At 66.3% G+C, this 22045-nt stretch carries 19 protein-coding genes; 14 read left to right on the top strand and 5 right to left on the bottom strand.

All coding sequences use genetic code 11. The annotated features are described in order from the left end of the window. Positions 1-64: 64 nt before the first annotated feature. The 3 genes from tamA to msrA are packed head-to-tail and all read left to right on the top strand — an operon-like array spanning position 65 to position 6614. On the top strand, positions 65-1939 hold the full coding sequence (gene tamA, locus ACZIYR_RS09255) for an autotransporter assembly complex protein TamA (protein ID WP_483528987.1): 1875 nt from the start codon (positions 65-67) through the stop codon (positions 1937-1939). Then, positions 1903-5997 (top strand): autotransporter assembly complex protein TamB, encoded by a 4095-nt coding sequence (tamB, locus tag ACZIYR_RS09260; protein WP_483528988.1) that lies wholly within the window; start codon positions 1903-1905, stop codon positions 5995-5997. The genes tamA and tamB overlap by 37 nt, the downstream gene beginning before the upstream one ends. Next, positions 5994-6614, top strand: a complete 621-nt coding sequence (msrA, locus tag ACZIYR_RS09265) for a peptide-methionine (S)-S-oxide reductase MsrA (RefSeq protein ID WP_483528989.1) — start codon at positions 5994-5996, stop codon at positions 6612-6614. Before tamB ends, msrA begins: the two co-directional genes overlap by 4 nt. Here the strand turns inward: msrA and pepQ are convergent. Together pepQ and can are read right to left on the bottom strand one after the other, a co-directional pair. Beyond that, positions 6589-7896 carry a Xaa-Pro dipeptidase gene (gene pepQ / locus ACZIYR_RS09270; RefSeq protein WP_483528990.1) on the bottom strand — a complete coding sequence of 436 codons (1308 nt, stop codon included), beginning with the start codon at positions 7894-7896 and terminating at the stop codon, positions 6589-6591. The genes msrA and pepQ overlap by 26 nt on opposite strands. An 86-nt stretch (positions 7897-7982) precedes the next feature. Next, positions 7983-8630, bottom strand: a complete 648-nt coding sequence (gene can / locus ACZIYR_RS09275; protein WP_473033483.1) for a carbonate dehydratase — start codon at positions 8628-8630, stop codon at positions 7983-7985. Positions 8631-8757: 127 nt separating this feature from the next. Here can and gorA point away from each other — a divergent pair, with 127 nt between their 5' ends. From gorA to yidD, 10 genes are all read left to right on the top strand, one after another. Then, on the top strand, positions 8758-10116 hold the full coding sequence (gorA, locus tag ACZIYR_RS09280; protein WP_473033485.1) for a glutathione-disulfide reductase: 1359 nt from the start codon (positions 8758-8760) through the stop codon (positions 10114-10116). 398 nt (positions 10117-10514) lie between these two features. Continuing rightward, entirely contained in the window at positions 10515-11093 is a 579-nt protein-coding gene (gene ectA, locus ACZIYR_RS09285; protein WP_483528991.1) for a diaminobutyrate acetyltransferase, read from the top strand. A 263-nt stretch (positions 11094-11356) separates the two neighbouring features. Beyond that, positions 11357-12622, top strand: coding sequence for a diaminobutyrate--2-oxoglutarate transaminase (gene ectB / locus ACZIYR_RS09290; RefSeq protein ID WP_483528992.1), 1266 nt, complete (start codon positions 11357-11359; stop codon positions 12620-12622). Between the two features lie 124 nt (positions 12623-12746). Beyond that, complete coding sequence (locus tag ACZIYR_RS09295; protein WP_473033488.1) at positions 12747-13157, top strand: ectoine synthase; 411 nt, start codon at positions 12747-12749, stop codon at positions 13155-13157. Positions 13158-13422: 265 nt separating this feature from the next. Beyond that, the gene (locus ACZIYR_RS09300; RefSeq protein ID WP_483528993.1) at positions 13423-14274 is read left to right on the top strand and encodes an ATP-dependent zinc protease family protein; all 852 of its coding nucleotides are present in this window, start codon (positions 13423-13425) and stop codon (positions 14272-14274) included. A gap of 32 nt (positions 14275-14306) precedes the next feature. Then, entirely contained in the window at positions 14307-15812 is a 1506-nt protein-coding gene (locus ACZIYR_RS09305) for an inactive transglutaminase family protein (RefSeq protein ID WP_483528994.1), read from the top strand. 4 nt (positions 15813-15816) lie between these two features. Beyond that, the gene (locus tag ACZIYR_RS09310; RefSeq protein WP_473033491.1) at positions 15817-16818 is read left to right on the top strand and encodes an alpha-L-glutamate ligase-like protein; all 1002 of its coding nucleotides are present in this window, start codon (positions 15817-15819) and stop codon (positions 16816-16818) included. Between the two features lie 33 nt (positions 16819-16851). Further along, positions 16852-17319, top strand: coding sequence for a Fur family transcriptional regulator (locus ACZIYR_RS09315; protein WP_473033492.1), 468 nt, complete (start codon positions 16852-16854; stop codon positions 17317-17319). Between the two features lie 47 nt (positions 17320-17366). Next, entirely contained in the window at positions 17367-17813 is a 447-nt protein-coding gene (hisI, locus tag ACZIYR_RS09320) for a phosphoribosyl-AMP cyclohydrolase (RefSeq protein ID WP_473033493.1), read from the top strand. Positions 17814-17816: 3 nt separating this feature from the next. After that, on the top strand, positions 17817-18161 hold the full coding sequence (gene yidD, locus ACZIYR_RS09325) for a membrane protein insertion efficiency factor YidD (RefSeq protein WP_483528995.1): 345 nt from the start codon (positions 17817-17819) through the stop codon (positions 18159-18161). A gap of 7 nt (positions 18162-18168) precedes the next feature. On the opposite strand, the gene ACZIYR_RS09330 is transcribed toward yidD, so the two are convergent. Continuing rightward, on the bottom strand, positions 18169-18594 hold the full coding sequence (locus ACZIYR_RS09330; RefSeq protein ID WP_473033495.1) for a SufE family protein: 426 nt from the start codon (positions 18592-18594) through the stop codon (positions 18169-18171). A gap of 50 nt (positions 18595-18644) precedes the next feature. Continuing rightward, positions 18645-19784 (bottom strand): tyrosine-type recombinase/integrase, encoded by a 1140-nt coding sequence (locus ACZIYR_RS09335; RefSeq protein ID WP_483528996.1) that lies wholly within the window; start codon positions 19782-19784, stop codon positions 18645-18647. A gap of 418 nt (positions 19785-20202) precedes the next feature. On the opposite strand from ACZIYR_RS09335, the gene ACZIYR_RS09340 reads away from it, so the two are divergent. Beyond that, entirely contained in the window at positions 20203-21282 is a 1080-nt protein-coding gene (locus tag ACZIYR_RS09340) for a DNA-binding protein (protein ID WP_483528997.1), read from the top strand. A 41-nt stretch (positions 21283-21323) separates the two neighbouring features. Here ACZIYR_RS09340 and nfuA read toward each other — a convergent pair whose 3' ends face one another. Next, positions 21324-21914, bottom strand: coding sequence for a Fe-S biogenesis protein NfuA (gene nfuA / locus ACZIYR_RS09345; protein WP_473033500.1), 591 nt, complete (start codon positions 21912-21914; stop codon positions 21324-21326). Positions 21915-22045 lie beyond the last annotated feature (131 nt).

Raw genomic sequence — 22045 nt, forward strand, 5'->3', positions numbered from 1 at the left:
GCCGAGTCACCCGGCCGGAGGGACGTGCCGCCGGGAAACAGGAGTCAGTCAGGAAGCCGTTGATATGGGAAGACGCGTGATATCACGCCTGGTGGCAGCGGCCTTGTGTCTTGGCATGACTCATGCTGTGTTCGCCCTCGATGCCCGTATTCGCGGGCTGGAAGGCGATGTGGCCGACAATGTACGCCATTACCTCGATGGCCTGGATGCCGCGCAGTATGGCCGGGCTCGCCTCGAGAGTGAAATCCTGCGGCGCACCCGCGAGGCGATGCGCGTCTACGGCTACTACGAGCCCGTGATCGAAAAGGAATTGGACGGTCGCGACCCGCCACGCCGGGTGACCCTCACCATCGAGCCGGGGCCACAGGTGCGCATCGAGGTGCTGGACATCCGTCTCGATGGCGACGCCGCCGACGATCGGCCCTTTCGACGGGCCGTGGACGATTTTCCGCTGGCCCTGGGCGACCCGCTTCGCCATGCCCCTTGGGATCGCCTGCGCAATCGCCTCGCCGCTTTGTCGCTTGAGCGCGGCTACTTCGACTGGCGCTTCATCGACCGGCGTATGGAGGTGCGACCCTTCGATGAGAGCGCCCGGCTTTATCTGGCCCTGGACAGCGGGCCACGCTATCGCTTCGGCCAAGTGTCCATTCGCGGCAGCCATATTGTCGAAGACCGGCTGCGGCGGATGACGCCCTTTACGCCCGGCGACCCTTACCTGGCTGGCGATGTTGCCCTCTACAACCAGCGCTTGGGGCAGGCCGGCTGGTTTGGCTCGGTCAGCGTGCGCCCGAGGCTCGATGCGCGTCGGGAACTGGCCCTGCCGCCGCCGCGCCTGAGCTGGTGGAATGAGGTAGGTGTGTCAGGCGAGTCGGCGCCTGGTCCCGACACGGCCCCGTCGATATCCACTCCACGATTGACCCCGGATGCCCTGGCAACGGCGGCGGCGCTGCGCCCACCGCAACGCCCGGAGATGCCGATCGACGTGGTCGTCACCCCGGCCGACCGCCATCAGTTCGAGGTGGGGGTTGGCTACGCCACCGACGTTGGGCCCCGGCTGCGCTTTGGTTGGGATCAGCCCTGGATCAACCGCTACGGCCACAGCCTCGACCATGATCTCTTTATCTCCCAGCCGGAGCAGCAGCTCACGGGCACCTACCTGATGCCGCTGGACAATCCACTGCGCGATCAGTACCGCCTCCAGTACGGCCTGCGGCATCGTGATAGTGACGATACGCGCACTCTCGAAAGCAGCGTGGAACTGGCCCGGCGCTGGGAGTTCGACAACCGCTGGGTCCAGACGCTGTTCGTTCGCGCTACCTTCGAGGACTTCACCCAAGGGGGGGAGTCCGATAGCGTCCTGATCTATTACCCCGGCGTCAGCTGGTCGCGCACACGGACTCGCGACCCGCGTTTCCCCACCTGGGGCGATCGCCAGCGAATCGCCTTCGAGTATTCCGACTCGCTGTGGGGGTCCGACGCCGACTTCCTGCGCATGACCGGTGACACCGAGTGGATCCGCATGCTGGGCGACAACCATCGCTTCCTGACTCGACTTGGGCTGGGGGCGATCGAGACCGATGATTTTTCCAAGGTGCCGCCCTCGCTACGCTTCTTCACCGGTGGGGATCGCAGCGTACGCGGCTACGCCTACGAGAGCCTGGCCCCGCGAAACGAGGAGGGGCGGCTGCGAGGCGGTCAACAGCTGCTCACTGCCAGCGCGGAGATTCAGCGGCGGGTGACCGGCGACTGGTGGGGCGCGGCCTTCGTCGATACCGGTGACGCCTTCGATGACTGGGCCCCCGACTCGCTCAACACCGGGGCTGGTCTCGGCGTTCGCTGGATCTCACCGGTCGGGCCGGTACGTTTCGACGTGGCTCATCCCTTCGACGACGAGGAGAATGCGTGGCGCCTTCATTTCGCCATTGGACCGGAGTTCTGAGAGCTCGCTTTCCCTGCGTGCGCTTTCCCCGCAGCTGGGCCCTGTTACGGGCCCTGCTGTGGCTGCTGGTGGCCGTGCCGCTCTGGTGTTTGGGGCTAGTGTTGCTGGTCCTCGGTCTCGCGCTGTCGCCCTGGGGCAGCGGGCTGCTGCTGGAGGAGGGGGCCAAGCGCGGCTTCTATGAGCTGGCCGATGCCGAGGGGGCGCCGCTGGACCGACTGGTGCTCCACGATTTTGCCGTCGAAGCCGGTCCCGCCTCGCTGCGCCTGCAGCGTCTGGAGCTGGCCTGGGCGGATGACTGCCTGTTGAGGGGGCAGCTGTGCATCGAGCGGCTGGCCGTGGAGGGCGCGCGACTGCGTCTCGGCGCCGGTGAGCCCGAGGAAACGGTCGAGGCGCCGGCCGCGGAGGAGCCGCTGGAGGCGATTCGCCTGCCCTTTCCCGTGGCGGTTCGTGCCCTGTCGCTGGTGGACGTCGACCTGCGGCTGGCCGACGGCACCCGCATCGTCTTCGACGATTTCAGCAGCGGGGCCGAGGCCCGCGAGTCGACCGTCACCCTGCTCCCCACGCGGCTTCGCGGCCTGGGCATCCAGCTGCCGCTCTCCGCCGGGGCGCGGCTCGCCCTCAGCGAGGCCGAGCATGAGGGAGCCAGGCTTGAGGCCGAGGCGATCGATGCCGCCATTGCCGTGCAGTCGCCGCTGCCGGCGGTGGCCGCCGCAGAGCTGGAGGGCCTCGCCGCGGTGCCGCTGGAGGAGCGCGACCGCTTCGTCCTCCCCGAGATCGAGCTGCCGCTGCACCTGCGGGTGCCGGAATTGATCGTCGAGGACGCGGCCGTGGCTGGCCCCTTGGACTACGCCATTCAACGCCTGTCGGTGAGCCTCGAGGCCCAGGGGCATGTGGTCGAGATCTCGCCTCTCGAACTGGCCACGCTCGATACCGATGCCAGCCTGTCGGCTCGGGTAGCGCTGCGCGACGACTACCCCCTGGAGGCTCACCTCCAGGCGGCCCTGTGGCTACCCGAACGCTTCCCGGAGCTGGCCGGCGAGCGCCTGGATCTGCGGCTGAACGGTAGCCTGGGGGCATTGGAGGTGGCCTTGCAGGCCCGGGGCCCCGTCGATGCCCAGCTGACGGCCGAGCTGGATGCGCTGGACCCGACCCTGCCGTTTACGGCCTCGTTGACCAGCGAGCTGCTGCAGTGGCCGCTGCCGCGGCGCGGCGACGATAGCATCGCGCCGGAAGAGCAGACGGCACCGGCCGTCCCCTACCTGGCCGAGGATCTGGCCCTGCGCCTGGAAGGCAGCCTGCTGGCCTATCGGGCCGCGCTGTCGCTGCGCGTGGAGGGGCCGGAGGTACCCTTGACCCGGGTGGCGCTGTCTGGGAGCGGCGACTTCGAGCACTTCACCTGGACACCGTTGTCCCTCTCGCTGGGCCGCGCCTCGGTGGTCAGCCGTGGTCGGGCCAGCTGGGCCGAGGGGCTCGATGTCGAAGCCGTGCTGCGGCTGGACAACCTCGATCCCGGGGACTTCACCGATGCAGTGCAGGGGCGGCTCAGCGGCGATGTCGACCTGGCCTTTTCCCAGTCGCCCGAGGGGTGGGACCTGAGGGTTCCAAGGCTTGCCATCGGCGGTGAACTGCAGTCGTTGCCACTTTCGCTACAGGCGCGACTGGCGGGGGATAGCGAGATGCGCTGGGACATCGACGAGCTCGATGTTCGCCAGGGGGATAACCGCCTGACCGCCCGAGGCCGGGTCTCAGAGACCCGGCTGGCCCTCGATGGCGAGCTCGACCTGCCGGCCCTGGACACGCTTCACGATGCGCTTGGCGGCACCCTGGCGGGGCGCTTTAGCGCCGCCGGCAGCCTGGAGGCGCCGCAGCTCGATCTGTCACTGAGCGGCGAGGGCCTGGCGTTTGCCGAGGATCGGCTCAGCAGCCTCGAGCTCTCGGGCCGCGTCAGCGGCATCGACGACCCCGACCTCGACCTGAACCTGGCCATCGCAGGGCTCGACGCCGCTGGCCAGCGCTTCAGCGACGTGACCCTGGCCCTCGATGGTCGCCTCTCGGCACACCGCCTGACCCTCGAGGCGGTGGCCGGGCGTGGCATGCCGCTGACGCGGGCGGCCTTGGCACTGGAGGCGGGGCTCTCCGCGGATCGCCAGCGTTATGCCGGGCAGCTGTCGCCGCTGGAGGTGGACAGCGAGGCCGGTGATATCCGCCTCGAGGCGCCCCTGGCATTCGATGCCGATATCGGCGCCGGCAGCGCCCAGGTGCAGCCCTTCTGTCTACGTCGCGAGCAGGGAGGCAGGGTGTGTCTCGATGAGCCCCTCCAGGCAAGCGCCGAGCAGGGCCGGGCGGTGCTCTCCGTCAGCGATTTGTCCATGGAGATCCTCGAGCAGTGGCTGCCACCGGAGTGGCGCGCCGAGGGGGAGACGCGTCTCTCCCTGACCGCCGAGTGGCGCCAGAGCGGGGCCCAGTGGGGGGCCCAGGCGGATCTGGTGACCACGCTGTCGTTGCAGGGACTCGACGCCTACGGACAGCCATGGACGCTGCCGAACAGCCGCCTGACGCTACAGCTGGACGCCAGCCAGGCGCGCGTCGATCTCGACCTGGGACTGCAGCTGGATGACGCCGGGCGGATCGGCCTGGCGCTGGCCCTCGACGACCCCCTGGGGCGTGGCGGCCTGGATGGCCGACTGGTCCTTGAGGATATTCGCCTATCGCGCTATCGGACGATGGTCACCGGCATGGATGTGCTGGAAGGGCGCTTGGTCGGCGACGTACGCATCACCGGCAGCCGCGATGCGCCGCAGCTCGACGGCAGCATCGCGCTGGAGGGGCTGCGCGCCAGCGGTCTCGATCTTCCCCTTAGCGTTGAGGATGGCCGGGTTCGGCTCCGCCTGGCGGGCGAACGCGGCGATATTGACGGCACGCTGGTCACCGAGGATGGCCGCCTGGAGATCGTCGGCGATGCGGCCTGGCCGGCGCCGGACGCCTGGCGGCTGGCCATCGATCTGGACGGCACCCGACAGCCGCTGCTGGTGACCACGCCGGAGTTCGGTCGGCTACGGGTAGCCCCGGATATTCGCGTACGTATCGACCCCAGCCTGCTGCAGGTACGCGGTGCGGTGCAGGTGCCCTGGGCGCGGCTGGAGGTGGGCGAGGTCCCAGCCGCGGCGGTCAGCCCGAGCCCCGACGAGATCATCATCACCCGCCGCGACGAGGAGCGGGCACTGCGCGCCGCCGAGCGGGCAGATCTCGATGACGATGCTGGAATGGACGAAACGGCCGCGGCGGCCCTGCGCGAAGCGGGCATGGCCATGGACGTGCGCATCGATCTGCGTCTGGGGCCCGATATGCAGCTGGACGCCTACGGCCTTCAGGCCGGGCTCCGTGGCGTTCTGGAGGTGCGCCAGCAGGCCGGCCCGGTTCAGCTGTTTGGCGACGTCAATCTGCTGGACGGGCGCTTCCGGGCCTTTGGGCAGGATCTGCTGATCCGCCAGGGGCAGCTCTTCTTCAGCGGGCCGCCGGATCAGCCGCTGCTGGACTTCGAGGCCATCCGCAATCCCGATGTCACCGAGGACGGGGTGATCGCCGGGCTGCGTGTCTCGGGCTTCGCCGCCGAGCCGCGCCTGGAGATTTTCTCCGAGCCGGCCATGGACGAGGCGCGGGCGCTTTCCTACCTGCTACGCGGTCGGGCACCTCGTGACGGTGACGCCGACGGCGCTCTGACCTCGGCACTGATCGGCCTGACCCTGGGGCAGACCGGTGGTGCGGTGGGAGCTATCGGCGAGGCCTTCGGCATCGAAGATCTGGCGCTGGAAACCGCCGGCGCAGGCGAGGACCAGCAGGTGGTGGTCAGCGGCTATATCACCGAGGATCTGCGGGTAAGCTATGGAGTGGGGATCTTCTCGCCCATCGCCGAGCTCACCCTGCGCTATACGCTGTGGCGAAACCTCTACCTGCAGGCGGTTTCCGGGGCGGCCCAGGCGCTCGACCTGGTCTATACCTTCAGCCTGCCGGGAAGACCCCCGCAGACCGACGCCACTTCCACAGGAGATAGACCATGAGGCTCGATCCTTCCCGTGCCCTGCCGGGCCGCGACACGCCGCTCAGCGTCTCGGGGGTGCATGCCGTCAACGGCCGTTCGATGCTGCCGCCATTCCCGGCGGGACACGCCGTCATCGTGCTAGGACTCGGCTGTTTCTGGGGTGCCGAGCGGCTGTTCTGGCAGCTGCCTGGGGTCTACGTGACCGCCGTCGGCTATGCCGGCGGCACCACGCCCAACCCCACTTACGAAGAAACCTGTAGCGGCCGGACCGGCCATGCCGAAGTCGTGCAGGTGGTCTACGCCCCAGCCGAGCTGGCACTCACCGACCTGTTGCGGGTCTTCTGGGAGGCCCATGACCCGACCCAGGGCATGCGGCAGGGCAACGACGTGGGCAGTCAGTACCGCTCGGCCATCTATACCCACGATGATGCCCAGCTGGCCGAGGCCGAGCGCAGCCGTGACGCTTACCAGCGCTCGCTATCCCAGGCAGGGAAGGGGGCCATCACGACCGAGATCGCCCCGCTCACGGCCTTCTACTACGCCGAGGAGTACCACCAGCAGTATCTGCACAAGAATCCCGGGGGCTACTGCGGCCTCAAGGGCACCGGCGTCAGCTGTCCGATCGGGTCAGGTTGACGGCCCCGGTGGCGGTGATTAGCAGGTTATCCTCGATGCGAATGCCGCCGTGGGGCGCCAGGTGGTCGACTCGGCCCCAGTCGATATCCCGTCCGGCAGGCCGGTCGCGCAGCGGCGCCAGCAGCATGGGGATGATATAGAGCCCCGGTTCCATAGTGATCACCATGCCCGCTTCCAGCTCACGGGTCAGGCGCAGGGCGGGGTCTGCGTCGGGTGGCGGCAGCGGGCTGCCGTCGGGGTTGCAGCGCCCGGCGACGTCGTGCACCTGCAGGCCCAGCAGATGGCCCAGACCATGGGGGCAGAAGGCTCGCGTGATGCCGCCGGCTACCGCCGCCTCGGCCGAGCCGCGTATCAGGCCGTGCTCCAGGAGCAGCGCGCCCAGTTCGTCGTGCATTCGCTGATGCAGCGCCACATAGCTCACGCCGGGGCGCAGTGCGGCGATCAAACGCTTCTGCAGGGCCGTGACAGCCTCGACCAGCGGAAGGAACGCGGCATCGGCATCCCGGCCGGACCAGGTGCGGGTGATATCGGCGCAGTAGCCACGCACCCGATGCCCGGCATCGACCAGCAGGCTGTGCTGACGCTCGGGCGCCTCGCGATCATAGTGCTGGTAGTGAAGCACACCGCCATGGGCGTTGATGCCAACGATATTGCCGTAAGGGACCTCGCTTTCCCGCTGGCGTGAGGCCTTGAGGTAGGCAAGCTGAACGTCGAGCTCGCTGTCACCGGCCAGGAAGGCATCGCGGGCCGCCCGGTGGCCGCGCATGGCCAGTCGGTTGGCGTCGCGCAGGCAGGCGACCTCGTAGTCGCTCTTGCGCACCCGCAGCTCATCCAGCACCGCCGTCAGCGGCGCCGGATTGAGCTCGGCGCCCAGGGCGTGAGCCGTGGCCGAGTCCACGTCGCCCAGCACGGCGAAGCGCCCTGGGGGCAGCGACGGCGGCGATGCCGTGTCGCGGGGGACGATGGCAAACCGCTGGGCCCAGGCCTCGTCAGGCAGCTGCGGGGCGAGATGCCAGAAGTCCCGGGGGGCATGAAGATAGAGGGTGGGAGGCTGCCCGGCACGTACCAGCAGCCAGCTGCGGGACAGCCCGGCCAGCGGTACCCAGTGCAGAAAGTGCCCGTAGGTGGCGAAGCTGGCCTCCTGGTCGTCGGCGAAGTGGCGATGCGGGTGGCCGCTGTAGAGCAGCACGCCGTCGTAGCCCAAGCCCTCGAGCAGGCGTGCATATGCCTCTTCGAGACCATCGAGATGATGCCCCTGAGCATCGGCGAAGAAGTCGGTCATAAAAGGCTCCGGAAGGCGCCGTGGTGCCTTCCCAAAAGTCATGGAAGGAACGCGAGGAGTCACGCCCATGGCGCACGGGAAGGGGATCAGGCCCCCGGCGCCAGGCGCTCGATGCGGTAGAGTTCGGTGGTCTGTTCCAGGCCCTCGATGGTGCAGTCCAGATCCTTGATATGGCCGTCGTGCAGCCCGAAGACCCAACCGTGGATGGCCAGCGGCTGACCGCGCTGCCAGGCATGCTGGACGATCTTGGTGTGGCTGAGGGTGGTGACCTGCGCCTTGACGTTGAGCTCGCACATCCTGTCGACCCGTTCATCCAGGTCGAGGGTGTCCAGCTCGGCACGGTGCTGCGCATAGAGTTCGCGCACGGAATGCAGCCAGATATCGACCATGCCGCTGTCGCCACCGGCCACGGCGGCCCGAATCCCGCCGCAACCGTAGTGGCCGACGATCATGATATGGCGCACCTTGAGCACGTCTACCGCATACTGCACCACTGACAGGGCATTGAGGTCATTGTGGTGAAGCAGGTTAGCCACGTTGCGGTGAACGAACACCTCGCCGGGGGGCAAGTCGATGATCTGGTTGGCCGGCACCCGGCTATCGGAGCAGCCGATCCACAGGTAGCTGGGGCTCTGCTGCTGGGCCAGGCGGTCGAAGAACGCCGGATCCTGGCGGCGAATGCCCTCGGCCCATTGGCGGTTGCGTGTGACGAGCTGCTCGATCTCTGCTTCCATGACTCACTCATGTCGTGTCGTGCATTGGCGGTTGACCGCAGCGCGGCCGCCGCGGAGGCGGTCGGCTGCGACGCTGCGGTAATGGTACCATCGCTGCACCAAAGACCCACGGCTTCAGGAGAACGACGTGTCCGAGTTCGACTATGACCTCTTCGTGATCGGCGCCGGTTCCGGCGGTGTGCGCGCCGCCCGTACCGCGGCGGCCACGGGGGCCCGCGTAGCCATTGCCGAGGATCGCTACCTGGGTGGTACCTGCGTGAACGTAGGCTGCGTACCCAAGAAGCTTTACTCTTATGCCGCGCATTTCCACGATGCCTTCGAGGATGCCAATGGCTTCGGCTGGCAGCTTCCGGCGCCGCCGTCGTTCGATTGGGCCACGCTGCGCGACAACAAGAGCAGCGAGATTCAGCGTCTCAACCAGATCTATGCGCGACTGCTCGACGGTGCCGGGGTGCGCCTGATCAACGGTCGGGCCAGGGTCGTCGATGCTCATTGTGTGGAAATCGCTGGCGAGACGATCAAGGCCGAGAAGATCCTCGTTGCCGTAGGCGGCTGGCCATGGGTGCCGGCGTTTCCCGGCAGCGAGCACGCCCTGACCTCCAACGAAGTCTTTGATCTGGAGCGCTTTCCGACGCGATTCCTGGTGCTGGGCGGCGGCTATATCGCCGTGGAGTTTGCCAGCATCTTCAACGGTCTGGGTAGCGATAGCCACCTGGTCTATCGGGGCGATCTCTTCCTGCGCGGTTTCGACAACGAGGTGCGGGAATTCACCCGCGATGAGATGGCCAAGAAGGGCGTCAAGCTGCATTTCGGGACCAATATCGAACGCATCGATAAGACCGAGACAGCGCTGCGCGTGACCCTGACCAGTGGGGAGGTGCTCGAGGTGGATGCGGTACTCGCCGCCACCGGGCGCAAACCCAACCTGTCAGGGCTGGGGCTGGACGCCCTGGGCGTCGACCTCAATGCCGACGGGAGCGTGCAGGTCAATGAGCGGTTCGAGACGTCGGTGCCCTCGATCCTGGCCCTTGGCGATATCACCGGTGGGCCCGAGCTGACCCCGGTGGCCCTGGCCGAGGCCATGCAGATGGTTGAATACCACTTCGGCCAGTGCGAGCCGGCGCCATTGGACTACGCCAGGATCGCCACCGCGGTGTTCTGCCATCCCAATATCGGCACCGTAGGGCTCTCCGAGGAGCAGGCCCGGGAGCAGTACGGAACGATTCGCGTCTACCGCACCGATTTTCGCCCCATGAAGCATACGCTCTCCGGCAGCGAGGAGCGCTGCCTGATGAAGCTGATCGTCGACGATGCCAGCGACGTGGTGGTCGGCGCTCATATGGTGGGCGAGGAGGCCGGCGAAGTGATCCAAGGCATCGCCATCGCCGTGCGTGCCGGCCTCACCAAGGCCGATTTCGATGCCACCGTGGGCATTCACCCCACCGGTGCCGAAGAGTTCGTCACCCTGCGAACGCCGACGCGTTAGGCTTTGTCCGAAAAGTCGGCGAGAGAAGGCCAGACAAGGCAAAAATCGGCGAAAAGACGGAGTTTACGGGGTGTAAATGAGTATTTTGAGCCGATTTTTAACGCCGTATGGTCGAGCGCAGCCAGTTTTCAGGCAGAGCCGAAGGGAGTCCTGCGCCAGCGGATTGACGGCGTCTTCCAGCAGTACCGTTGTCACGGGCCACCTTCGGGGGGCCCGTTCCCGTTGAGGATGAGGGGCAGAGTGCCGGCGAGACTGGGCTAAACTAATCATGTGGCAGGGGCGAGCCCGCTTCCATAATCTGACGTTATGGAAGCGGGCAGCAGCCATAATGGCAATTTTGATTTGGTCGCAAGCCCCTGATATCATGCTCACCGACATCGCTACAGCGAAGCCTAATCATGAACGTGACACCGCAGCCTTTTACCCCCTCTGCCGACCTGGCACGCCCCAGCGTGGCCGATGCCGTGGTCGGCAGCGATGCCGCACCGCTGTTCATCCGCAAGCCCAACCCGGATGATGGCTGGGGAATCTATGAGCTGGTCAAGTCTTGTCCGCCGCTGGACGTGAATTCCGCCTACGCCTATCTGCTGCTCGCCACGCAGTTTCGTGATACCTGCGCCGTGGCGACCAACGAGGAGGGGGAAATCGTCGGCTTCGTTTCCGGCTACGTAAAGAGCAATGCCCCCGATACCTACTTCCTGTGGCAGGTTGCCGTGGGTGAGAAGGCGCGCGGCACCGGCCTGGCCCGGCGGCTGGTCGATGCCGTCATGGGCCGCCCGGAACTCGCCGAGGTCCATCACCTGGAGACCACCATCACGCCGGACAACCAGGCGTCCTGGGGGTTGTTCCGGCGGCTTGCCGATCGCTGGCATGCGCCGCTCAACAGCCGTGAGTACTTCTCCACGGATCAGCTCGGCGGCGAGCATGATCCCGAAAACCTGGTGCGCATCGGCCCCTTCGATACCGGCCGGTTGTAACAGGTCCCGCCCCATCAGGCGTGAGGCTCTGTCTGAAAAGTCGACGAGCGATGGTCAGACAAGGCAAAAATCGGTGAAAAGACGGAGTTTACGGCTTGTAAATGAGTACTTTGATCGGACTCGCGCACGAGCCGATTTTTAACGCCGTATGACCGAGCGCAGGCACTTTTCGGACAAAGCCTAGCCCGTCATTCGCGCGGGGCGGTCCACGACTGACCGTCCGCGCTCTTGGTTACCCATACTCTCAGCAAGGAGGTCGCTCAATGCAGACCCAGCTTCTCGAACGCATGGAATCCGAAGTCCGTACCTATTCTCGCTCCTTTCCGGTGGTGTTCACCCAGGCCCGCAATGCGCGCCTGACCGACGAGAATGGACGCCAGTACATCGACTTCCTGGCCGGGGCCGGCACCCTGAACTACGGCCACAACAATCCGAAGATCAAGCAGGCACTGCTCGACTACCTGGCCGAGGACAATATCATCCACGGCCTGGATTTCTGGACCGCCGCCAAGCGCAACTACCTCGAGACGCTGGAAGAGGTGATCCTCAAGCCCCGCGGCCTGGACTACAAGGTACAGTTTCCCGGGCCCACCGGCACCAATGCCGTCGAGGCCGCCATTCGCCTGGCGCGTAACGCCAAGGGTCGCCACAACATCGTTACCTTCACCAACGGGTTCCACGGCGTGACCATGGGAGCCCTGGCTACCACCGGCAACCGCAAGTTCCGCGAGGCCACCGGGGGAGTGCCTACCGTTGGCGGCGCCTTCATGCCCTATGACGGCTACCTGGGCGACGGCACCGATACGCTGGACTACTTTGAGAAGCTGCTCACCGACAAGTCGGGCGGCCTGGACGTGCCGGCCGGGGTGATCGTCGAGACCGTGCAGGGGGAGGGCGGTATCAACGCCTGCGGCACCGAGTGGCTGAAGCGTCTGGAAGGCATCTGCCATGCCCACGACATCCTGCTGATCGTCGACGACATCCAGGCGGGCTGCGGGCGTACCGGCAAGTTCTTCAGCTTCGAGCACGCCGGCGTGACGCCGGATATCGTCACCAACTCGAAGTCGCTCTCCGGGCTTGGACTGCCGTTCTCCCAGGTATTGATGCGTCCCGAACTGGATGTCTGGAGCCCCGGTCAATACAACGGCACCTTCCGCGGCTTCGCGCTGGCCTTTACGACGGCCGCAGCGGCGCTGCGCGAGTACTGGTCCGATGACGCTTTCGCCAAGGAAGTGGAGCGCAAGGGGCAGGCGGTTGCCGAGCGGTTCCAGCGCATTGCGGCCTGGATCAGCGAGCAGGGCATCGAGGCCAGCGAGCGCGGCCGCGGCCTGATGCGCGGCATCGACGTGGGCAGCGGCGAGGTCGCCGACAAGATCACGGCTCAGGCCTTCGAGAATGGCCTGGTGATCGAGACCAGCGGCCAGGACGGCGAAGTGGTCAAGTGTCTCTGTCCGCTGACCATCAGCGACGAGGACCTGGTCGAGGGCCTCGATATCCTCGAGGCCAGTGCCAAGCAGGCGCTGAGCTGAACACGGAATAGTGGATGCCGAGCGCGACAGCGGGCTCGGCATCTGCTGAAATTGAGAAGAGCCCCGTCCCGGGCGGCCTCACCAGGGCCGCCCATTTATTACCGAATTATCGGGAGTCACATCCATGATCGTACGCAACCTTGAAGTCGCGCGTGAGACCGACCGGCTGGTGAAGGCCGAGAATGGCAACTGGGACAGCACTCGTCTCTGCCTGGCCGACGATGGCGGTAGCTGTTCCTTCCACATTACGCGCATCTATGCAGGGACCGAGACGCATATCCATTACAAGCACCACTTCGAAGCGGTCTACTGCATCGAGGGTGACGGCGAGGTCGAGACCCTGGCCGATGGCAAGATCTGGCCGATCAAGCCGGGCGACATCTACATTCTCGATCAGCACGATGAGCATCTGCTGCGCGCCTTCAAGACCATGCACCTGGCCTGCGTCTTCACGCCGGGGCTGACCGGCAATGAAGTGCACCGCGAAGACGGCTCCTATGCACCGGCCGAAGCCGACGACCAGAAGCCGCTCTGATCGTCGCGAGCAAGACGGCGTGGCACCCCCGAACCCAAGGGTTCGGGGGTGCTGCTTGTCAGATCGGTGCCGCCGCCGCATCGGCTTGGCTGAAATGCCCGCATGACGTTGGTTCGCAGAATGTATATTATGTTAAATTGCCCAATATCGTGAAGTTGGACAAACCCACGGTGAACTCCTTATCATCCGTTCGCTATGCCAGCCCATTTGCCACCCTCGCCAGACTTACCCCTTGAGGGTCGCCATCCGGAGGTCCTTGCCTATCATGCGTCTCCCATCGCCGATCGTTGCGCCATGGCTGCTAGGCACGCTCCTGCTGAGCGGCTGTGCCCTGATGCCGGACCAGCGGGCCGAGCCCGATCAGGTGCTGACGCCCGACGCCTTCGAGATGCGCATCGCCGAGCTGGAACGCCATCTGGGTCAGCGCTGTGACATCCAGGCGCAGCGGCTAATCAGCCAGGACCTTCGTCAAGATGAGCTGAACGCCGATATCCGTGAGGTCGGCAGCCTCCTGCGGCTGCTGCGTGGAGACATCGAGCGGCTTGAGCAGCGTGAAGAGGAGCCGGTGATCGTCGCCGCCGACTGTGCAAACGGCGCCAACGACCTACTGGAGGGCAAGGAGATCGTCGGCCGCTCCGAGTGGATAGGCCTGCCCGATATCGGTACCTACCTCAAGGCTCGCGTCGACTCGGGGGCCAATACCTCGTCGCTCTCCGCCACCGAGATTACTCGCTTCGAGCGCGACGGCGAAAACTGGGTGCGGTTCAAGCTTGGCCTGACCGACGATGACGTGGTGGTCGAGGACGTCCGCGACGAATGGATCGAGGCGCCGGTGGAGCGTCGGGTTCGCATCCTGCAGGCCGCCGGCACGGAATCTCGCCCGGTGGTCAGCCTGATCATGACCCTAGGCGATATCCGCGAGCCGGTCGAGTTCACCCTCAACGATCGGACCCACCTCAACTATCCGGTGCTGCTGGGACGTCGTTTTCTGATGGACCTGGCCATCATCGACGTTGCCGAGACCTATCTCCATCCCCGCCCCGAGTTTCCGGGCGGACGGCCCGCCGATGAGGCTCATGAGGATGAGATCGGCGACCAGGATGAAGACGAGGGCTGAGCCTCGCCCACCCTGCCCTGCAAGGACTCTTCATGTCACGACTGCCCTTCTACTTGATCGTGGGTTTGCTGCTGGCCCTAGGTATCGGTTTCAGCGTGCATCGGCACGTTCAGTTCGAAGTGCCCTGGACCCCGGGCGAGCAGCGCCAGACCTGGGAAGTGGAAGCGGTCATCGATTTTACGGCCCTGGGAGAGCCCGTACGGGTGGATTTCGCCCTGCCCTCCCACCAGCGCGGCTTTCGGATCCTGACCGAAAATACCGCCTCGCCGGGCTATGGCCTCTCCTATCTTCAGGATGACGCCGGTCGCCGCGCTCAGTGGTCGATTCGCGAGGCCGCTGGCAGCCAGCAGCTTTACTACTCCCTGCGCCTGTTGGTCACCGACGAACGCGACCAGCAGCCGATACCGCGGCCGCCGCTGCGCAATAGCGTCTGGGAGCAGCCCTACAACACCGCCGCCGCCCAGGTCATCGACCGTGCCTGGGCGCGAAGTGCCGACCCCTATACGTTCGCCCGGGAGCTGATCCGCGACTTCAGCGACGAGCGCCAAGGGGAGAATGCCCGTCTGTTGCTGACCCAGTTCGACCGCGGCCCCCTGCTGGTACGGCTGCTCAATCAGGCCGGCGTGCATGCCCGCGAGGTGAGCGGTCTGCTGCTGGAGGATGGGCGGCGCCGACAGTCGTTGACCTCCTGGATTCAGGTCTATGAGGATGACCGGCGCTGGTCGCTGTTCAATCCCGTTACCGGCCAACAGGGGAGCCCCGACAATCTGCTGCTGTGGGAGAGCGGCGGCCGCGCGGTACTCGAGGTCGAGGGCGGCAGCAACTCCCGGGTGAGTTTCTCGATGCTCTCGCGCAGCCAGCCGGCCGCGGCGGCGGTACGCAGCCAGCTGGCCAACGACACCCTGCTCAACTTCTCGATCCACAGTCTGCCGCTGGAGGAACAGGCGCTCTTCCAGACCATCCTGCTGATCCCCATCGGCGCCCTGGTGGTGGTCTTTCTGCGCATCATGGTGGGGATCAAGACATCGGGCACCTTCATGCCGGTGCTGATCGCCCTGGCCTTCATTCAGACCACGCTGCTGACCGGGCTCATTGGCTTCTTGCTGATCGTGGCCGTCGGCCTGGTGATACGCAACTATCTCTCCTACCTCAATCTATTGCTGGTGGCGCGAGTCTCGGCGGTGATCATCACGGTCATCGCCATCATCTCGCTATTCTCGGTGCTCTCCTATCGGGTGGGGCTAAACGCTGGGCTGACCATCACCTTCTTCCCGATGATCATCCTCTCCTGGACCATCGAGCGGATGTCGATCCTCTGGGAGGAGGAAGGCCCCAAGGAGGTGCTTATCCAAGGGGGCGGCAGCCTGATCACGGCGGTGCTGGCCTACCTGGCCATGAACAATCCCTGGGTTCGGCACATCACCTTCAATTTCCTTGGCGTACAGCTGATCCTGATGGCACTGATCCTGCTGCTTGGCAACTACACTGGCTATCGCCTGCTCGAGCTGCGCCGCTTCAAGCCCGTGACCGAGGACTGACGCTATGTGGGCACGCCCCAGCCAACTGTTTCGCCGCGGCATCATCGGCATGAACCGGCGCAATATCCGCTACATCGGCCGCTATAACGATCGCCGTCTCTACCCGCTGGTGGATGACAAGCTGCAGACCAAGCTGCTGGCCGAGCGTCATGGCATCACCACCCCGGCACTGATCGGCACGGTAACCACGCAGTTTGGCGTCAAGCACATCCGCAGCATGGTGGCCGGGCATGCCGGTTTCGTGATCAAGCCGGCCAAGGGCAGCGGCGGCAAGGGCATCCTGGTGATCGAGGGCTGCGATGGCGACGGCTATCTCAAGCCCAGCGGGGCGCGTCTGAAGCTGGCGGACCTGGAGCGTCATGTCTCCAATATTCTCTCTGGGCTCTACTCGCTGGGCGGCTCGCCCGACGTGGCCGTGGTAGAGGCGCTGATCAATTTCGATGAGTCGCTCTCCGCCTACACTTATGAGGGGGTGCCCGATATCCGCGTCATTGTCTTTCGCGGCTATCCGGTGATGGCCATGATGCGGCTGTCGACGGCGGCCTCCGACGGCAAGGCCAATCTGCATCAGGGGGCCGTGGGCGTGGGGCTCGATATCGCCACCGGGGTGGCGCTGCGCGGGGTTCAGTACGACCGGGCGCGTGCCGACCATCCGGACACCGGCCATGAGCTGGCCAGCCTGCGTATCCCCGACTGGCAGACCCTGCTGACGTTGGCGGCCAGCTGCTATGAGATGACCGGCCTGGGCTATCTGGGCACCGACATGGTGCTGGATCGCCATCGTGGCCCTATGCTGCTGGAGCTCAATGCCCGTCCAGGGTTGGCGATCCAGATGGCCAATGGCGAGGGGTTGCGGCCGCGCCTGGACCTGATCGAGCAGCAGGTCGAGGGGGCAGGCGTCGAAGCGCGGGTGGCCTTCGCCCAGCGCCAGTTCGCTCGGCGCGGCGAGCTGCAGCTGCCTCTCGAGCCCCGCCCCTCACTGGTGGCTCCGGCCCCCAGCGCGTAGAATGGGGAGCGTTACCTCAGCAGCGGATCGATCATGGCCGACTCCACCACCCTGCTCCTGCAGGCTGAACGACAGTGTCAGCGACACGGTGCCCGTTTCACGCCGATTCGTCGACGCGTGCTGGAGATGATCGCCGACGCCAGTGGCGGCCTCAAGGCGTATGAGCTTCTCGACCGGCTGGCCGTGGAGCACGCCGCCGCCCGCCCGCCGACCATCTATCGCGCCCTGGACTTTCTGATCGACCAGGGGCTGGTGCACCGCATCGAGTCGCTCAACGCCTATGTCGCCTGCCCCTGTCCCGAGCACGCCCACGGCTTCCAGCTGCTGATCTGCCGCGACTGTGGCCGCGTCGAGGAGCTGCACCTGGATGATGTCAATGCGCAGCTCGACGCCCGCGCCCAGACCCTGGGGTTTCGCATCGAGCGTCAGACCATCGAACTACTGGGGCGTTGCGAGAGCTGCCAGGAGAGTCGCCAGGGGGCGGCCTCGCAGGCGTCTTGAGCTCGATATCTCGATCCGCCGCCCTATTTTCACCCGCAGGAGCTCCAATGGCCGAGACCTTCAAGGAACTGGAGCGTGCCCAGCGCGACTCGCGCTGGCCGCGTGATGCCATTCTCAATGCCGTACGCTTCAACGCCGATGGCCTGATCCCCGCCATCGCCCAGCAGCATGACAGCGGCGAGGTGTTGATGATGGCCTGGATGAACCGTGAGGCGCTGGACGAGACCCTCGAGACCGGCCACGTCTGCTATTGGTCGCGGTCGCGGGGCAAGCTGTGGCGCAAGGGGGAGTCGTCGGGTCAGCAGCAGCACCTGTGTACTGCCCGCCTAGACTGCGACGGCGACACCCTGCTGCTGCAGGTGGATCAGACCGGGCCGGCCTGTCATACCGGGCGGCGCAGCTGCTTCTATGTGGCGCTGGAGGGCCAGGAAGCGCGCATCAGCAGTGACCCGCTGATCGACCCCGACACCCTCTACGCCAAGGACAGGGGCTGAGCGATGCCCCGCTGGCTAGCCTGGCCGTTGGGGCTCATGCGCCGAGTGTCCCTGCTGCTGCTGGTCGCCCTAGTCAAGCTCTATCAGGTGACGCTTAGCCCGCTGCTGGGGCCGCGCTGCCGCTACTGGCCGAGCTGCTCCCATTACACCCTGGAAGCCCTGCGTGTCCATGGGCCTGTGAAGGGCAGCCTGATGGCGATCAGGCGGATCTCCCGCTGCCATCCCGGCTGCGAGGGCGGCATCGACCCGGTGCCCGGCGGGCCCAGTGAGCGCCTCTGCCGGGAGGACCCGGAGCTCGACGAGCATTTCCGTCCTCGCTCAGCCCCGGGAAGCAGCGCGCGCGACTGAGCGCCCCTCAGGCCGCCTCCTGCTCGGCGATCTCATAGATGCGTGCCAGCATACTGTTCAAGCCGTTGCTGCGGGTCGGCGACAGGTGCTTGTCCAGGCCTAGGTCGGAGAGGAAATGCGGGCTGGTGTCGCGGATTTCCGCCGCCGGACGATCGTTGTAGATGCGCATCAGCACCGCGATCAGACCCGAGACGATGGCGGCATCCGAGACGGCGTCGAAATGCAGCCGCCCCCCTTCCCGGCGGTGATGCATCCAAACGTTGGACTGGCAGCCCTGGATCTTGAGCTCGGGGGTCTTCCACGACTCGGGAAAGTCGGGCAGCTGTTTGCCCATGTCGATGATGTACTGGTAGCGATCCATCCAGTTATCGAACATCTCGAACTCTTCGAGCAGCTCCTGCTGAGCCTGCTCGGCGGTGGTCTCGGCACTCATGGCGACTCCTAGTAAGCGATGGCCCCCATTATATCGTCTCGGCGCCGCCATCACGATCCTTCGGGCAGGCCGTGGGCCTGCTGCTGGCGATGCCACTCTTCCTCCTCCGCATGCAGGTAGATCGCGGTGGTGTCGAGCCGGGCATGGCGGGCGGTGCCGGCCAGGTAGCGCAGCTCCACGCCGGCCTGGGCCTGATGGGTCAGGGCGGTATGGCGCAACCAGTGGGGGGACGCCCGACGCAGCCGGATCACCTCGGCCCTCGCCTGCTCCCCCGCCTCGCTCTCCAGCGCAACGGCGGCCTGCTGGAACGTCTCGCGTATCAGCCGGTAGAGTCGGTTGTCACCCAGTCCGCGCTGGCCATCCAGACGGCGCAGCAGCGGGCTCGACTCGTCCGGGGTGGGATGGGCCGGCAGGCCCAGCTGCTCGCGCCACTGGGTCAGTAGCGCGAGCATGTCCGGCGGCACCGGAATCTGCGCCACCTTGCCCCCTTTGCCCACCACCCGCCACCACCAGCGCCCCTCGCGGCGCGCGAAGTCGCCCATGCGCGCCGCGGCCATCTCGCTGATCCGTGGGGCCAGCAGATAGGCGAAGCCGAACAGCAGCCGGCGCCGGGCGTGTTCGAAGCGCGCCCGCTCGTCGGCCCCCTCCTCCGGCGCCCGGGCCAGCCACTGCCATAACCACTCCCACAGCGGCCGCTCCAGGTAGCGTTCGACCCGCTGCCGGCGATTGTCGAGGCGGCGGCGCTTGTCGCGCATCAGCCGAAAGGGGTTGTGGGCCACCCATCCTGCCTCGGCCAGCCAGGCGAACAGCCCCTGGAGAATCACCAGAGTCTGGCGACGGCTGGCCGGCGACAGCGGGCCACGGAAGGGCTTCCAGTCGGGGCTGTGCCGCGGGCGCGGCGGCCCGATCCAGCGCTCCCGGGGGCGGGGATCGCCAAGAAAGGCCTCGAAGGCCTCCAGATCCTCGCGCCGGAGATCCCCAAGCGCCCTGCCCCGCTCACCCAGCCAGAGCAGGAGTCGCTCGGCCTCGCGCCGGTAGGTCCGCAGCGTCTGGGGACTGGCGCGATACTCGGCCAGCCACTGGGCTACCGCCTCCCCGTCGCTGCGCGCCGCGATATAGGCGCCCTGCCCGGCGACTGGCCAATCGACCAGATCGGGCACGACGCTCGTCGGGACCGGCTCACGGCTCATTCTGCGCTCTCCTCACCTTCCCTCTCCTCACTTGCACCAATGACGCTGGCGGACTGCTTGCCGCCATGCATAGCGAGGGGCGCTGGGGGCAAGCCGTAGAGGAGGTCCTGCGCCAGGGATGGCGCCGGTAGCGTACAGGGAGGTGTTCACAGCGCCTCCTCAAAGGGTTGCCACCAGATTCAGCCCCGAGCGGTGGCTGGTTGCCAGTCAGTATCCCAGCTCCCCAGCCAGAAAATCAAGATAAGCCGCGTAATCTTGATTTTACTCCTGATAAGATAAATAAAAATACAGTTACGTAATACGTAATAATCTTTCCTTTCGCGACCTCCCGCGCTATCCTGCCGCCAGTGCCGACGCCCTGGTGCGTGCCGGCCGCAGGAAACCACCGATCTGACGGCAAGGTGACGAGGAGAGCGAGATGGCACGCAGCGGTGTGCGGTACGAGGACGTCCAGCGGGCAATCGACACCCTGCTCGCCCGGGGGGATGCCCCTGGCGTTCAGAAGGTTCGCGAGGTGCTGGGCACCGGCAGTTTCACCACCATTAGCGAACACCTCAGGGAGTGGCGAACGCGGCGCGAGGAGAACCGTGACCGCCCACCGCCGCGCAGCATGCCCGAGGAGATTCAGCAGCTGGCCGAGCAGCTGTGGGAAAACGCCCAGGAAGCCGCTGGCGAGGCCCTGGCGCACTATCGGGAGGAGGCCGATGGCAAGGTGGCCTCGGCCGGCCAGGCGGCCGACGAGGCGAGACGAGAGGCCGAAGATGCGGCGCAGCGGGAGGCCGCCCTGGCGGCACACCTGGCCGCCGTCGAGCAGCGCCTGGAGGCGCGCAGCGCCGAGCTGGCCAGGGTCGAGGCCGAGCGCGACCAGGCCCAGCGGCAGCACGAGCAGGTCGCGGCGCAGCTGGCGCATGCCAAGCGATGCGGCGAAGCGCTGCAGGCCGAGGTCGAGCAACAGGCCCAGGCCCACCGGCAGGCGCTGGACGAGCTCGAGACCCGCCATCGGGACCGTGAGGCCCAGGAAGAGCAGCGCCACGAGGCCGCCGAGGCCCGCCTCATGGGACTGCTGGACGACCTCCGGCAGGAGCGTCTGGCCGCCGACAAGCGCCAGGCGACCAGGGAGCAGCAGCTGGAGCAGCGCCAGGCGTCACTGCAAGAGGCGCTGCAGCAGGCGCGTCGCGCGCTTGGCGAGGAGGAGAAGGCGCATCGGGAGGCCCGGTGGGCCAGAACCCGCGCCGAAGAGCAGGCCGAGGCCCAGCGGCAGGCCCAATCGCTGCTCCAGGGGCGAGTCGAGGAGCAGCGCCGCCACCTAGACGAGCAGAGGGAGCGGATTCAGGCCCTGGAAACGGCGCTGGCCCGCCGGGAGCAGCAGCTGGCAGACCTGGCCGCGGCACCGGCCGATGGCGATGGCACGGCTGCCGTTACCGCAGAAGGCCCCGCCGTGGCGGGGCCTTCCGATGCATCGACACGAGCCGATTCAGCCGACGGGGACGGCCGCTAGCGGTTGGCGCTCCCCTGGGCGGAGCGCCTCCGGCAGGGGGGTCACCGATAGTAAGCGTTGGTGGTGTCGGTGTGGTCGGTGACGTCGCGGATGCCAGCGAGCTCGGGAATCCGCTCCATCAGGGTTTTCTCGACACCCTCCTTGAGGGTCAGGTCCACTGCCGCACAGCCCTGACAGCCGCCGCCGAAGGCCAGCACGGCGACGTTCTGCTCGGTCAGCTCGATCAGCTTGATCTCGCCGCCGTGGGCGGCCAGGCCGGGATTGATCTCGCTATAGAGGATATAGTTGACGCGATCCTCCAGCGGGCTGTCGGCATTGACCTTGGGCATCTTGGCGTTGGGCGCCTTGATGGTCAGCTGTCCGCCCATGCGGTCGGCATTGAAATCGACCACGGCTTCCTCGAGGAACGGAATGCTGTGCTTGTCGACGAACACCCCCAGCTTGTCGAGATCGAGCCGCTCGTCGCTGGGCTCCTCTTCACCCGGGCGACAGTAGGCCAGGCAGGTTTCCGCATAGGGGGTGCCGGGCTGGGTGATGAAGATGCGCACCGCGATGCCCTCGACGCTCTGCTTCTCGAGCAGCTCGGCAAGGTAGTCCTGGGCGCTGTCGGTAATCTGGATGATCTCGCTCATGTTGGTCTCGCTGGTCGGGCCGCCCCGCAGGCCGGCCATAGGTGACATGCCTGTATGGTAAGCAAAAGCATCCGGCGAGACAATCCCGACTATTTTGGTCGGCTTTTAACCACGCCCTGCCCTCGCTGCGC

Source organism: Billgrantia sp. NRB1, from assembly GCF_056921725.1.